We start from the raw sequence: 13,794 nt of genomic DNA on the forward strand, positions 1-13,794 counted from the left end.
CAGGCTATATTAAAGTGAATGCTTCAAGCTGATTGTCCGAAATAACAACCTATAACTAAGGATTTTATTAACCATGATGAACTCTCAACTCATACTCCTTCCTGCTCTTGCCATGGGCTTGTTTACTTTCCTTGTGGCTATTCGCCTTATGCTCGCAAGAGTAAAAGATATGAAAGCGCTGAAGGTACACCCTCAAAAAGGGCAAGACACCAAACATTTAAAAAGTTTACTGAGCGAGAAAACTGGTTGGATTGCTGACAATTACAATCACTTGTTCGAACAACCCGTTATTTTTTATGTGGCGTGTTTTAGCTTGGCTATTCTTGATGCAGTACATATCACCACGCTATCGCTAGCATGGGCTTATGTTACGTTGCGCGTTCTTCACTCTTGGGTACAAACCACAACCAATGTTGTGTTGCTGCGCTTCAACCTGTTTCTTGCCTCATGGCTTGTCATTGTAGCGATGCTTATCTTTGGAGTACTTGCCATCGTTTAACTGCTCAAAACCACGGGCATAAAGTGTACTGGCTATCTTTTATTGACCCGCATCAATAAAAATGGTTATTTTTAAAGCAATTGCTTTCTAATATATGTTTGTATTTGAGAGAATTGCGATGTCGGTGGTATGCGTACCTAATTTGAGCAGCTCTTAGCTAAGTGGTGTGAATGGATATTTTTTATAGCATTCTCATGGGTTTCAACCTGTTGTGCGCAGCGTTAATTGCGCGCTCGGGCTTAGCTGAAAAGCGTGTCTACTTTCTTACTCTAGCTGTTCTTAACGTTGTACTGTTCTTCTTTCACCTGACCAGTATGGCGCTGTTATCTACCTCCAACTTAGAACAAGCACAACAACTCGCTTTTTACCATTCATCGCTCATCCTCTTAGGATACCCTTTGATTATTTATACCTTTGGGAAATGGTCGAGGGTCAAACATACCGGCAAGGTAACCATGGGCGTCGCCGCTGTACTGTTAGCCATACTTATCGTTAACGCTTTGATAGGCTCAAACGCTCGCTATGGCACAGAACATCATTTAGTGCCGTACACCACAATTTTTGGTGATCAAGCTTATTTGCTACGAGGGCAAGAGGGTAACTCCTTCTTTCTACTTCATAGCCTTTTTGGTTTTATTAGCGTTTATCTTTTTTATTGTGCATTTAAGTTTTATAAACACCATGTAACCACTTTGAGTACCGCTCTCTTTATAACTGTAACTCTTATGCCCTTAGCCACCTTCGCAGGGTATAAACTCGATAATCTAGAATGGAATATCTTTTATGTTGGCGGCGTACCTCTAACCCTTCTATCGTTGTATGTCACACTCTATATTAGTGACTACTTGCGATACAAAACCATGGCGCTCGACCACGAAATATCTGAAAGCGAGCAGATGGATACAGTACTAAGCCGTATAGCGGAAGTATCGAACAGCGGCGACCTCTCTCAATTTTATGAAGAGCTACTGGAAATACTTGCGGACTACGCGAAGTCAGACTTTCTCATTCTCGCCGACTACGATGAAAGCGCTCCCGACTACATACAAACCAAAGTAGTTTACAAAGGCCAAACACGCGTACCGAACTTTAGATATGCACGGCGCGGTTCACCGTGTGAGAATGTTATCGACAAAGGTATATGTTTTTATCCAAGTTCAGTAGCAGAGCTGTTTCCAAACGACGAGATGCTTCTCCAAGAAGGTATTGAGTCTTATATCGGCTGTCCGTTGTTTGACGAACAAAATAGGCTAATTGGCTTACTTGTTATTCTTTATAAGCATGAGATCGACACCAACAGAAAGCTGCGGGTAGTGCTCGAAGCATTCTCAAGTCGAATTTGCGCTGAAATTAAACGTGACAAATTAGAGTCGGAATTGAAAATGACCGCTTATACCGACTACCTTACGCGTCTCCCGAACCGAGCGCGGCTACTAAACCAAATTAGCGAGTCATTTTTTCAGGCTCAAAAGTCGAATACCAACTGTCTACTGCTCATGCTTGATATCGACCACTTTGGAGAAGTGAATCAAAAGTACGGATATGAGGCCGGCGACCAAGTGATTAGAGAGCTCGGCGCACGCCTTTCTCATTTTAAATCCGACCGTATCCTAGTGGCTCGAAATGGAGGCGACGAATTCGCGATTCTTATCAATAAATTCACAGGCGACTTTAATGCTTCTATTCAAATGCATTGGACCGCCATTCGTGCAGTTGTCATGAAAACATTTGAAATCGGTAGCCGAAAAATAAATATCACATGCAGCATGGGCGCAGTTGTTTTCCCTTCTCAAGTTGGGGAAAACCTAGACATCGTTAATGCGGCAGAACGCGCGGTTATACAAGCAAAGGAGCAGGGAAGAGACCAAGCATCATTGTTTGATCCTGTGCTTCTGCATGAACTCAATAATCGGCGACAAATGGAAATTGACTTACTTCACGCCATGGACTCTTCAAATGAATTATTTATGGTGTATCAACCGAAACACCATAAAAGTGGAAAAGTTGTAGGCGCTGAAGCCCTTATACGTTGGAAACACCCTCAGCAAGGCTTTATTTCACCAGCCCAATTTATACCCATTGCGGAAAGTAGCGGCATTATTCACAAACTGGGTAAGTGGGTAATTCAGCAAGTTTGCAAACAGCAAATGACATGGAAAAACCAAAATTTAAGCGTTGTTCCAATTTCCATAAATATTACTGCGTCACAAATCGAAGACCGAGATTTTGTAGAGCAGTTGCTAAAGGAGCTAACCAATTTCTCATTAGAGAATGCCGACATTGAGGTAGAGCTTACCGAATCGAACTTATTGTCTGAAAAAGACACCGCCTCAGCAGCACTTTCTGACCTGCAGAGTCATGGAATAAAAGTAGCACTCGACGACTTTGGCACTGGCTATTCATCTTTGTCCTATCTCAGCAAGCTGCCGATTGATGCGATTAAAATCGACAAAGTCTTTGTCGACCAAATTCAATCGAAAGAAAACGTGGAACTTGTGAAGTCGATTATCGCCATTGCCCATGCCATGGACTTATCGCTAATCGCCGAAGGCACAGAAACCCAAGAACAAGTGGATACGTTAGTGACATTTGGTTGCGACTACTTCCAAGGGTATTACTTCAATAAGCCATTACCACCGGAGGAGTTTGTGAAGCTGCTCAAGTAGTTTTATTCTTTCACTTCCCGCGTAACTTGGCTACGGACAGATCCATACAAAGAAAAACTTCGTTCAATAATTAATTGAATTCAAAGGATGTCTCTTATGCTCGCAAGATATGGTGTGATCGGTGTTGTTATCGTTGGCCTAGTAGCCTTAGTTTGGGCTGTTGCCTCTGGCGTAGGTCAATCAGAGGTAACCGCGGAACGCTTCGTCGACATGCAAGGCGGACAAAATCCACACGCGGGTTTCCGGCGCGCACATGCCAAAGGCTTTTGTATAGAAGGTAACTTTAACGCGAATGGGGCACTTTCCTCGTATACCACAGCAGATGCTTTTCAATCAGGAAGTCACCCATTTACAGGACGCATTTCTATTTCTGGTAACAACCCAACCGCACCGGATATGGCGGCTGGCGTTCGAAGCTTAGCGCTCAGCTTTGGTGAGGGTAACCAAACTTGGCGTACCGCTATGAATACACCACCGGTTATGCCTGTGGGAACACCCGAAGATTTCTTCGCCATGATTCAAGCCTTGTCTCCAGACCCTGAAACGGGTGAGCGTAATCCTGAAAGAATTCAGGCTTTCTTTGCCAGCCACCCAGAAACGCAAGCCTTGCGGAATTGGCAGGCTTCCTATTCGCCATCACAAAGCTTTGCTACGGAAACTTACAACAGTATTAACGCGTTTTACCTCATAGACGAGAACGGTAACCAGCAAGCGATCCGTTGGGCAGTCGCCCCTTCGAGCGAAACAAGCAGTTCGCCCGCTATTGCTATAAACGCAGAGAACCCAGACGCACTGCAAGAAGAGTTTGCAGCACGTATTCAACAAAACGCTGTTGTTTTTGACTTTATGGTCACGTTGGCATCCGAACAAGATGACGAAAACAATCCGACAATTCCTTGGCCAGAAGATCGCGAAACTATAAATGCAGGGCAAATCGTTATTACTGGGGTGTCACCTCAAGCAGGGGCACTTTGTAATGAAATTAACTTTGACCCGTTGGTATTACCCGAAGGCATGGCAGCAACAGCAGACCCCATTTTAAGAGCGCGTTCAGCGGCTTATGCTGAGTCTTATCGAAGAAGAGCAAGAGAAACGTTTTTAGGACAAGGTGAGGATGCAAGCCATGAGTAAGCCAACGGTACATAGCACTCCAGCACGCATTATTCATTGGGCCATGGCATTGCTCATTTGGTCTCTTATTTTTGCGGGGCTTTCAATGGTGCAAAGCCTGCAAACCTGGCAGGTTGAACTGCTCGCCATTCATAAATCGTTTGGTGTGGTGGCATTACTGCTCGTCATTTGGCGACTCATTATTCGCCTCACTCACGAGCAGCCCGAGTTACCTAAAGACCTCGCGCCCTCACAGAAACGTATTGCGCACTTGTCACACGTTTTACTCTATGTCGCTATGTTTGCCATGCCTATAAGCGGCTACTTAATGCAAAATGCAGCGGGCCGGCCTATCGAATTCTTTGGTTTGTTTACGCTCCCAGCAATAATTCCTGTCAATCTTTCCGCGTATGGCTTCTTCCGTGAAACGCATAGTTGGATTGCATGGGGTCTTGTCGCACTGGTTGTTTTGCATATAGCGGCAGCACTCCATCACGGTCTGATTCGCAAAGATTCAGTACTACAGAGCATGCTTGGCAAAACCAAAGATTAAGCGTCGCTGAGTCGCTAACCTTGGTTAGCGACTCTTACAGCTTCGCGCATATTCTCGATGTCTTCACCTGTATACCTACGCCCATTACTTATCACTTCAACGATAGTTTTGGTATGGCTTATGTTATTCAAAGGGTTGGCATTCAATATCAATAAATCTGCTTGATACCCTTCACGAATAACGCCTGATTCAATATTCATTTGCTGCGCTGTGGTGGTAGTAGCACTTCGTAAAGCTTGCGCAGGCGTAAAGCCAATAGCGACTAGCGACTCTAACTCCTCATGAAGTGAATAACCTGGCACCATAATAGGTACGTTCGCATCTGTTCCCGCTAGAATGAGTACATTCTGCTGAACCATGGCCTGAAGAAGTATTTGGTTCGCTTCTGCATATGCATTCCAATATCTTTGGTTCCCTGGAATAAGGTCTTCAGGATAATCTTCTGGTAAACGATAGATATTAGATTCTGGCAACCAACCCATAACCTTAAAGCTGTCACCTAAAGATTCAGCGATACCCGTGTTTACATATTCTGCGTGAACGTGTGATAACGCGTCCTCGACACTCAGCTTTTGTGCTGAAAAGCTTTCAATGAGCGCTAGAGTTGTCACTACAGCGATGTCATTGTTGTTAAGTTCCGCGGCTACTGCTTCGCTTCGGTCTCTTACAAACTGAAGAAACTCTTCTGTGTCGTCTCTAGTGTAGCCACCAAATTCTCGATCTAAAGCTTTTACCAATTCTTCAACATGGCCTAAATCTTTAAGATCAGACGCCCAAACTTGGTCTAACGGGAGATCGAAAGGAATGTGTCCAAGAATTTGGATATTCGCTTCCCGCGCCGCATCTTGTAAGGCAACAAAATGGTCGTTGTCTAACAAGGTATAAACCTTAATTGCGTCGTAACCTGCACTTTGTATACTCGCTACGTGCTGCGACATGTTGTCTGTGCTAGCAACAGGGTTTATTTTTGCTGCCCAGCGGTCAAATAAAGCAGAAAAACCTGTTGAAGTATTGTGTCTTCTAGTGGCTACGAATAAATCCGGACCAGGTCGGCCTGCGGCGATATCTTCTCTCCATGACAAATGTTCCTCACTACCATTGAGCTCACGTACATGAGTTACACCATTTGCGAGGTAAAGTAGTAAATCGTTTGGCGATTGCCATAGATGAACATGTGCATCTATTAATCCAGGAATTATAAACTTCCCGCTAGCATCGATTACTTCAACATGCTCTGGAACTGACAAACCCTCATCTAGGGCTTCAATTATTCCGTTTCGGACGATAATAGTTTGATTCGCGAGCATCCGTTCGCCATCTTGGGAGAGTACAGAGGCATTCAAAATTGCATACGCGCCCTGTTCACTTCTAAACTGCTCAGAATTGACGGTAGGAACGAACTCTCCCCATGCTTTATTCACCTGATAGTACATCACGGCAAAAGACAACAAGGTCAAAACCAGCAAACTGGCAAAGGTGATTAGAAGAACTTTTTTATATATTGATGCTTTCATTGCGCTAAACCTACTGTGTTTGAAAATGTAGGTTCAGATTAAGAGGAGGGTAGACCTTAATCTTATCGAAAATGAAGAAAATAACGTCAATTCTGAAAACTACGCCTATTCTTCCTAAACTCTGAGGGTGTCATGCCCACCTCTTTTTTAAAGGCTCTGTTGAACGGCGGTAACGAATTGAAACCATGATTTAATGCAATGGTTAATATAGGCAAATGGTCATTCTCACTATCAGACATAACCCTAATAACGTCTTGTAATCTATAGTTATTCACGTAACTACTGAAGTTTTCATAGCCTGTATAGTTATTGATTAGTTTTCTTAATCGGTGCTCGGCAACACCCATCAAACCAGATAAACGACCAATGGTCAGCTGATCCTTTAGGTAAATTTTGTCCTCGAGCATTAAACTTTCTAGTTTCGACAATAACTTTTTCTCTGCCTGGTTGGGCACTTTCTTCGATTTGACATCATGATAAAAAGTTAAGGCAGTAGAGTGACCTGATAGCACCCAAAGACTCATAGCTACCGCAGGAATCCAAACGCTTATTGCATTTACCGTTGTCTGTTGTTCTTTAAACCACAAAGATCCAGCAAGAATGGCAAGAAACATCGAAAGTGCAATTAAGGCAATGAGGTACAATCTATATTTGCGACGAACCTCTATTAAATCGTCTTTGCGCCCGAGCAAGGTTATCGCCAGCATATGACCCACCAATAGCAACGAGCTTCCGAGAACCAATAACGCCCACCAATCAGGCAGACGATCAATCACTTCCATCCATGCAAGGCGCTCCGCTAACATACTACCCACCAACACGGTAAGGCCCAGTAAATGCCAGGTACGAATAAAAAAATCGCGCTTAAATAACGTAAGCACAAACAGCCAAGTTATAGGAAGTAATAAGGTGTCTAACCATCGAAGAGGTACACGAATAGCGTACGGAAGCTGAAAAGGGTCTGGCATTGCGCCCAACAAGAAGCAGGCGATGAGGACATTTGTCGCCACCAACAGCTTAGCTTGCCGACTATGAAATAAGTCGCGAGCAACAATCACCGACAGAAGAATAGCCAAGCTAAGCGCCGAGAACCTGAAAAAGGCGTCTATGGTGAGCACTTTTTATCCCTTTTAAAAATTACCGATTTAACTTACAACGGTGCTTTTCACAGCGCAAGCATGTTCACCCGTTATGCATAATTGCATGCTAACAAAGACTTAGGTTGTGCTATTTTTAATAGCGGTTAAACAATAAGAGACAAAAACATGGGACGGTTAGCCAATAAAGTTATTGCTATTACAGGCGCGGCACGAGGAATTGGAGCAGGAGTCGCTAAGGCTTTTCACGATGAAGGCGCAACGGTCATTTTAACGGATATCTTAGAAGATGAGTGCCAAGCGTTAGCCAATGAACTTGGTAAGCAAGCTTACGCTTATCGACTGGATGTGCGAAACGAAACAGAATGGCAAAAATTCACCCGTTGGATTGAAAAGCAATTTGGTAAGCTGAACGGACTATTCAACAATGCGGGCATTACCGGCTTTGAAGACGGTGTTGGTCCACACGATCCAGAGCACGCAACACTGGAGGAGTGGCACAAAGTACATGCCGTGAATTTGGACGGTACATTTTTGGGTTGTAAGTATGCCATTCAACTTATGCGCAAAACGCAAAGTTCGGGAAGCATTATTAATATGTCGTCTCGTTCCGGGCTGGTTGGCATTCCACGTGCCGCAGCCTACGCCTCTTCGAAGGCGGCCATTCGCAATCATACCAAGTCCGTCGCGCTATATTGCGCACAAGAAAACTTACCGATTCGATGCAATTCAATACATCCGGCCGCAATCATGACGCCAATTTGGGAGCCTATGCTGGGTGAAGGCGAACAACGTGAAAAGAATATTCAGAATATCGTAGCCGACTGTCCCATGAAACGTTTTGGTGAAGTATCTGAAGTCGCCGCAGTATGTGTGCTTCTGGCTTCCGACGAAGCTAATTACATGAACGCTTCTGAACTTACCATCGATGGTGGGATTCTTGCTGGGAGTTTTCAACCGATTGGTGATTAGAGCTTACGATAGACTAAACAGGGATAGTTTGTGCGTGAGCTCTTTTGAGCCAACTATTTAAGTCGTTGTCGAGCCTTCTGTCTTCTACAACTATTTCAAAGTTCTCGCTTATATATGAGTTGAAAGATTTAAGCGAATCGGTACTGACTAGTTGCTCTTTGAGTTTATGTTGTCGTAGCCAGCACGCTTGATGCGCCGCAAGCATCGTCGCTACAGCAACCTGCTCAGTCAACTCAAGTACTCTAATTGCATCACGCGAAGCAATAGTTCCCATGCTTACCTTATCTTGGTTGTGAGACTCCGTAGAACGTGAGAAAACTGATGCCGGCATAGTAAGCTTCAATGCCTCTGCTGTCCATGCAGAGCAACCGATATGAACGGCTTTAAAACCGTGGTGGCTCGCGATTTTATTTTTAGGTGCAGCCGATAAATTTTTCGGTAATCCATTGTTCACTTTGGGGTCAAACAACAAGGCCATCTGCCGGTCATGCAAGTCTGCAAGGTTAGCCACTTGTGTTTTCAGCAAATCCATAGCCATTGCAATGTGGCCACCATAAAAGTGACCACCGTGTAATACTCGTTTGCTTACAGGGTCAACAATTGGGTTATCGTTTGCACTGTTCAGCTCATTCTCAATAGTGTGACGTAAGAAGGGTAAGGCATCTCTCACCGCACCAACAATATGTGGCGCGCAACGAAGTGAGTACCTGTCTTGTAATCGACTAGAGTTCTCTTCCGCTTGCGTGTTTTTCAAATCATGTCTTAACCAACTCGCGACTTCTTGCTGTCCTTTGTGCGGCTTCACATCAAAGAGAGATTCGTCGTAATGAAATGTGTTGCCGGCAACGCCCGCAATACATAGGCCGGTAATTTTGGTCGAAAGACGCGTGAGGTATTCAGCTCTTTGCCAAGCTAAACAAGCAATTCCGGTCATCACTGCCGTACCATTCATAAGTGCCAGAGCTTCTTTAGGTTTTAGCACGTAAGGCTTTATACGAAGTTGACTAAAGACCTCAGCACTACTTCTTGTTTCTCCCTCAAAATAGACATCTCTCTCGCCGATTAAGGCACCAGCCACGTAGGATAGAGGAGTTAAATCGCCGCTTGCTCCAACACTTCCTTCTTGCGGAATCACGGGTAAGATATTTTTGTTCAAAAACAGGCACAGATATTCAAGTAGCTCCCAGCTTACTCCCGAATATCCTTGTGTTAACGAACACAAACGAACGGCTAAAATAGCGCGGACTTGTTGAGTACTAAAAGCGTCACCCAATCCACAGCCATGAAAGCGTGTGAGATTGATTGAGAGGTCTGAGGTGGTTTCTTCAGGTATCGAATGCGTGCAATCTTCACCAAATCCTGTGGTCACTCCATATACTTTCCCTTCCTGACTCAGAACACTCTCAACAACTTTAGCGCCTGCATCAATGGTTTCTTTGAAGTGACGATTTTTTGAGAGCTTTACGGGCACTCCCTTTATCGCTATCGCATGAATATCTTCAAGCGTTAATGCCCTTTCACCGAAAACAACCTCTTGCTCACTCATTAAGACTTCACCTCAATCGACCAATCCATGTCTTTCCCCATTTCTGTAGTTGGTATTTTATCCACTAATGTATAATGCACTGGCCTTTCATGCTTAAGTAAGTGCTTACTTAGCCATTCTTTAAGATCTGATATCAATACGCCTTGCTCGTGTTTGCAAAGAGGTCTTGCAACTTCTATCAAGGCCTTTAAAGAGTGATTGCCATCTAGGTTCATCGCGCGAACGCGAGCGTCGGCAACATCTCGATGTAGTTTAAGTTTCTCGCACACATAGCTTGGGAATACATTCATTCCCTTGATAGAAACAGCTTGGTCCTTTCTTTCACCCAACTGAAACTTCTGTTCGCTCAACCAAATCACTCGGTCTTGAATTTCGAACTCGCGCTCAGTATCTCGCTCGCTTAAGCAATCTTCCTTGCGTTTTAACCATCTTGGAAGGAGAGTGTACGGCTCCCCGGGTTCAGTGCGATAGCCAATACCCGCTGTTTCAGAGCTTCCGTAAACATCAACTAAAGTGTCAACGCCCTGTGACTTCAACGCAGACATCACATGAACAGCACAAGGACCCGTTGAGTTGACGATAGTTACATCAGGCTGAAAAGACATCTCCTTTTTCACAAGCTGATTTAGAAAACCAGGAAACGCGACAATAATGTCGCCAGCCTCTAGTTTCCCTGCAAAAACCGTGGAGTGAGCCCTCATACCACGTAGAACCTCAATACCGAGTTGCTCTGGAATTAATACTGTAAAAAGAAAACCATAAATATGGTGGGAAGGAACTGCCGCAATTATGCGATTAGGAGCTGCACTCCCCTCGCGCAGGAATGAACTGAAAAAGTTAACTTCCGAAAGTAGCGCCTTCCAGTCGTGTTGAATAGACTTCGGTGTACCTGTCGAACCTGAAGTATTAAAAGTGATAGACGTTGCACCGAGCTTACGGCTCTCCTCAACAACCTCGGCCCACTGTCCTACTGTTTTCACTCTGAGTAAATAGTCCTCCACACCACTCTCATGGATATGAAAGAATTTCACCACGCGCGTAGCGCAAGCCATCCACTCCATTGAATCGAGAAAAATCACGTCTTTTTCGGAAATTGATGGTTCCGACAACGAAATTTTTGTCTGCGCACTCCAAACTCGACTTTTTAAAAGCTCTGCGTCTGAATTCGGATCTGATTTCCTCAGATGAACCAGTTCATCGGCAATTAAACTGCCGATGACTGGAGCCCATTTTAAGCTCCGGTTGGACATTACAGGCGCTTCACAAACACCCAGTAAGAATCACCGACCATCGCTTTTTTCATGTGAACTTTCACCTGTGTTGGTTTCATTTCATAGTCAAACGTATACTCAAACATTGTGTTTAAATCGTCGTTTTTTACACCCTCATCAAACTTCCCTTTAAACTCAGGGCTATTTGTACACGGCGCAACTTGCGTGAAAAAGTTTTTTCCAACAACCTCTTCAGGGTTTCTTCCTGTAATATCGCCCTCTGCGGCGTTATATTTTAAAATGTTGCCCTGCGCATCAAGCTGAATCGCTCCAAAAGCAACATCATCAAATTGATCTTTGCTCATGCTTGAAAGCTTGTTTTCCACATCATCACTACCAAATTGAATAACTTCCATTTTCATCTCCTTTTTTGAATTCACTCTAGCTTTACATTTATTTTTTCAATAAAGATCAAAACATTTCCAAAAGCCTCTGCTGCACCAAATTGAGAAAATTTGCGTAATAGGAAGCACACTGAAACATTTCAAAGAGCCGGGAATACGAATGTCAGGTTTTTCAGAGGAAGACCAATCTAGAATTATAGAAATGGCTTGGGAAGACAGAACACCTTTCGAGGCCATTGAGGCACTTTACGGCCTTAGCGAACCCGAGGTCATTAAACTCATGCGGCGTGAACTCAAGCCCAAAGCCTTCAAAAACTGGCGTGCTCGGGTGAGTGGCAGAGTAACGAAGCATAAAAGCAAAAGGCCGGAAGGTGTCATACGCGGGTATTGTCCAACCCAGTATAAACTCCGTTAAATTAGAGCCAGCCTTTTTGGTGTGCAATTCTGGCGGCTTCTACTCGGTTAGACGCGTGCATTTTACTCATCGCTTCAGACAAATAGTTTCTAGCCGTACCCTCAGCAATGAACAATTCTTTTGCAATGGTTTGGGTCGACATACCCTCACCCGCAAGCTTAAGGGCTTTTCTTTCCTTGTCCGTTAAGGGATCCTCCTGGCCCAACGCTTGGAGCAACAGCTCGTTGCTAATAACTTGCTCGCCATTGGCAATACGCTTCAGTGAACTTACCAACACGTCAATCGGAGCGTCTTTCAATAAGAACCCTTGCACTGAAGCGTCTAAAGCTCTTTTGATATATCCCGCACGATTAAACGTTGTAATTATGGCTGTTTTGACTTCAGGCTTGTTCTTCACCAACCAGCTCGCGAGTTCCAAGCCCGTCATGTTTGGCATTTCTATATCTGTGAGTACGATGTCGTATTCGCTTTGCAGTAATTTTTGCTGAGCAATTAAGCCATCTTCAGCTTCTTCAACCTCATAATCGCTCTCTAGTCTCAATAAACTTGCTAGCGCAGTTCGCACCATCGTTTGGTCTTCCGCGAGTAGTATTTTCATACGGCCTCCCTGGCTTGTTTAGGGAGCATAAGCGTAACAGCACAACCGCGATTATTGGCAATGTCTACCGAACCACCCAGCTCTTTTAGTCGCTTTGAAACGCCCGACAGGCCATTACCTTCTTTAACGCCTTCGCATTCACCATTGTCAACAACGCGAACCATATAAGTATCTGAAGTTTCGTCGAAATGTATCTCGCAGTTTTGCCCTTTGCTGTGTCGAATAATATTGGTAACAAGCTCGGTAAGTGCCAAAACGAGCGCGGTTTCTCGAGTCTTTTCAATTTGCGGCGGCAAACCACTGATCGCGGTTTGAAATCCTGCGTCATGTAATCTGTGCTCAAGTCTTTTCAGTTCAAGTACTAAACCACCGTGCTGGTATCCCGACACACTTTGCCGCACCTGAGACAGGCTTTGCCGCGCTATATCACTGAGTTCCGCAAGCTGTTGCTCCGCTTCAGCGTATTGCTGCTTACTTAACTGCGCTTTCGCTAAGTCCGATTTCAGAATAATACTCGAGAGTGTATGCCCCAAGATGTCATGTAGATCTCGGGCTATGCGTTCCCGTTCTACATTTTTAGCCAACCTTTCTATTTCGTCTTCGCTGCGCTGCTTCTCACGCGCATAACGCTGCCGTAACCGCTCTACGCGTCCAAAAATAGCTACCGTTATGACGATTACAGAGCCGTAATGAATAAATAGGTCCCAGCCAACGCCCCACCAGAAATGAAACATGGCCATAGTTGCAATAACGCCAATAACAGCAAATAAAGCGATACGCCAGCGATAAGCAAAACCGACAAAAAAGCCAACATAACTAAATAAAGCTATAGAACCTGAATTAAGTGGTGTAACCAAACAAGCAATAACAAACATGCCAATAATAGGAAGCCACATGCGTTGTGGAGGCAGTTGAAAGCAGTATAAATAAAGGGCAACAAATGCAACTAACGCAACCGAAAGAACCGCTATTTGTTCCCAGGAATATGGAAACAACACCATAGGCAAGATGTAAAAACCCAGGTTAAATAAGTAAATCCAACCGTGCTTTTGGTTAGGATCAGTTTGCTCTTCAGTCATAGCTGCACCTGACAATAAATCGAATTTCATTATGAAGATTTATTGCCCCTATCTCTAGTGACAAATGTCATGAACCATTGCTGACAAACGACACTGCCGAAGTTAAACCCTGATCGTTAAAGTTCTCCCA

At 44.3% G+C, this 13,794-nt stretch carries 13 protein-coding genes; 6 read left to right on the top strand and 7 right to left on the bottom strand.

Translation table 11 applies throughout. From position 1 onward, the window contains the following. Nucleotides 1-73: 73 nt before the first annotated feature. The 4 genes from DQX04_RS08590 (at nucleotide 74) to DQX04_RS08605 (ending at nucleotide 4,828) form a co-directional block, all read left to right on the top strand. Entirely contained in the window at nucleotides 74-499 is a 426-nt protein-coding gene (locus tag DQX04_RS08590; RefSeq protein WP_111915475.1) for an MAPEG family protein, read from the top strand. Nucleotides 500-669: 170 nt separating this feature from the next. Beyond that, a complete protein-coding gene (locus tag DQX04_RS08595) occupies nucleotides 670-3,165 on the top strand; it encodes a bifunctional diguanylate cyclase/phosphodiesterase (RefSeq protein WP_111915476.1) in 2,496 nt (831 codons plus the stop codon). Nucleotides 3,166-3,261: 96 nt separating this feature from the next. Beyond that, a complete protein-coding gene (locus tag DQX04_RS08600) occupies nucleotides 3,262-4,296 on the top strand; it encodes a catalase family peroxidase (protein WP_111915477.1) in 1,035 nt (344 codons plus the stop codon). Continuing rightward, nucleotides 4,289-4,828, top strand: coding sequence for a cytochrome b (locus DQX04_RS08605; protein WP_111915683.1), 540 nt, complete (start codon nucleotides 4,289-4,291; stop codon nucleotides 4,826-4,828). The genes DQX04_RS08600 and DQX04_RS08605 overlap by 8 nt, the downstream gene beginning before the upstream one ends. A 14-nt stretch (nucleotides 4,829-4,842) precedes the next feature. On the opposite strand, the gene DQX04_RS08610 is transcribed toward DQX04_RS08605, so the two are convergent. Then, nucleotides 4,843-6,342, bottom strand: a complete 1,500-nt coding sequence (locus tag DQX04_RS08610; protein WP_111915478.1) for an amidohydrolase family protein — start codon at nucleotides 6,340-6,342, stop codon at nucleotides 4,843-4,845. Between the two features lie 86 nt (nucleotides 6,343-6,428). Then, complete coding sequence (locus DQX04_RS08615; protein WP_111915479.1) at nucleotides 6,429-7,460, bottom strand: helix-turn-helix transcriptional regulator; 1,032 nt, start codon at nucleotides 7,458-7,460, stop codon at nucleotides 6,429-6,431. 147 nt (nucleotides 7,461-7,607) lie between these two features. Between DQX04_RS08615 and DQX04_RS08620 the strand changes: the two genes are divergently transcribed. Continuing rightward, nucleotides 7,608-8,411 carry an SDR family oxidoreductase gene (locus DQX04_RS08620; RefSeq protein ID WP_111915480.1) on the top strand — a complete coding sequence of 268 codons (804 nt, stop codon included), beginning with the start codon at nucleotides 7,608-7,610 and terminating at the stop codon, nucleotides 8,409-8,411. 13 nt (nucleotides 8,412-8,424) lie between these two features. Here DQX04_RS08620 and hutH read toward each other — a convergent pair whose 3' ends face one another. Genes hutH through pyp form a run of 3 tightly spaced genes read right to left on the bottom strand, consistent with a single transcriptional unit; the run spans nucleotide 8,425 to nucleotide 11,584 of the window. Beyond that, a complete protein-coding gene (gene hutH / locus DQX04_RS08625) occupies nucleotides 8,425-9,957 on the bottom strand; it encodes a histidine ammonia-lyase (protein ID WP_111915481.1) in 1,533 nt (510 codons plus the stop codon). Then, nucleotides 9,957-11,207 carry an AMP-binding protein gene (locus DQX04_RS08630; protein WP_111915482.1) on the bottom strand — a complete coding sequence of 417 codons (1,251 nt, stop codon included), beginning with the start codon at nucleotides 11,205-11,207 and terminating at the stop codon, nucleotides 9,957-9,959. Before DQX04_RS08630 ends, hutH begins: the two co-directional genes overlap by 1 nt. Then, a complete protein-coding gene (gene pyp, locus DQX04_RS08635) occupies nucleotides 11,207-11,584 on the bottom strand; it encodes a photoactive yellow protein (RefSeq protein ID WP_111915483.1) in 378 nt (125 codons plus the stop codon). The genes DQX04_RS08630 and pyp overlap by 1 nt, the downstream gene beginning before the upstream one ends. Before the next feature lie 148 nt (nucleotides 11,585-11,732). On the opposite strand from pyp, the gene DQX04_RS08640 reads away from it, so the two are divergent. After that, complete coding sequence (locus DQX04_RS08640) at nucleotides 11,733-11,987, top strand: TIGR03643 family protein (RefSeq protein ID WP_111915484.1); 255 nt, start codon at nucleotides 11,733-11,735, stop codon at nucleotides 11,985-11,987. Nucleotide 11,988: 1 nt separating this feature from the next. Here the strand turns inward: DQX04_RS08640 and DQX04_RS08645 are convergent, their stop codons facing one another. After that, nucleotides 11,989-12,585 carry a DNA-binding response regulator gene (locus DQX04_RS08645; RefSeq protein WP_111915485.1) on the bottom strand — a complete coding sequence of 199 codons (597 nt, stop codon included), beginning with the start codon at nucleotides 12,583-12,585 and terminating at the stop codon, nucleotides 11,989-11,991. Beyond that, nucleotides 12,582-13,694, bottom strand: a complete 1,113-nt coding sequence (locus tag DQX04_RS08650) for a sensor histidine kinase (protein WP_207916294.1) — start codon at nucleotides 13,692-13,694, stop codon at nucleotides 12,582-12,584. The genes DQX04_RS08645 and DQX04_RS08650 overlap by 4 nt, the downstream gene beginning before the upstream one ends. Between the last annotated feature and the right edge of the window lie 100 nt (nucleotides 13,695-13,794).

It is taken from the genome of Aliidiomarina sp. B3213 (genome assembly GCF_003290085.1).
Classification (GTDB): Bacteria; Pseudomonadota; Gammaproteobacteria; order Enterobacterales; family Alteromonadaceae; genus Aliidiomarina.

What these genes read in the sequence shown, in the direction of transcription:
- DQX04_RS08590 (WP_111915475.1), top strand. Translation starts at nt 74, where the DNA reads ATGATGAACTCTCAACTCATACTCCTTCCTGCTCTTGCCATGGGCTTG.
- DQX04_RS08595 (WP_111915476.1), top strand. Translation starts at nt 670, where the DNA reads ATGGATATTTTTTATAGCATTCTCATGGGTTTCAACCTGTTGTGCGCA.
- DQX04_RS08600 (WP_111915477.1), top strand. Translation starts at nt 3,262, where the DNA reads ATGCTCGCAAGATATGGTGTGATCGGTGTTGTTATCGTTGGCCTAGTA.
- DQX04_RS08605 (WP_111915683.1), top strand. Translation starts at nt 4,289, where the DNA reads ATGAGTAAGCCAACGGTACATAGCACTCCAGCACGCATTATTCATTGG.
- DQX04_RS08610 (WP_111915478.1), bottom strand. Translation starts at nt 6,342, where the DNA reads ATGAAAGCATCAATATATAAAAAAGTTCTTCTAATCACCTTTGCCAGT.
- DQX04_RS08620 (WP_111915480.1), top strand. Translation starts at nt 7,608, where the DNA reads ATGGGACGGTTAGCCAATAAAGTTATTGCTATTACAGGCGCGGCACGA.
- hutH (WP_111915481.1), bottom strand. Translation starts at nt 9,957, where the DNA reads ATGAGTGAGCAAGAGGTTGTTTTCGGTGAAAGGGCATTAACGCTTGAA.
- DQX04_RS08630 (WP_111915482.1), bottom strand. Translation starts at nt 11,207, where the DNA reads ATGTCCAACCGGAGCTTAAAATGGGCTCCAGTCATCGGCAGTTTAATT.
- pyp (WP_111915483.1), bottom strand. Translation starts at nt 11,584, where the DNA reads ATGGAAGTTATTCAATTTGGTAGTGATGATGTGGAAAACAAGCTTTCA.
- DQX04_RS08640 (WP_111915484.1), top strand. Translation starts at nt 11,733, where the DNA reads ATGTCAGGTTTTTCAGAGGAAGACCAATCTAGAATTATAGAAATGGCT.
- DQX04_RS08645 (WP_111915485.1), bottom strand. Translation starts at nt 12,585, where the DNA reads ATGAAAATACTACTCGCGGAAGACCAAACGATGGTGCGAACTGCGCTA.
- DQX04_RS08650 (WP_207916294.1), bottom strand. Translation starts at nt 13,694, where the DNA reads ATGAAATTCGATTTATTGTCAGGTGCAGCTATGACTGAAGAGCAAACT.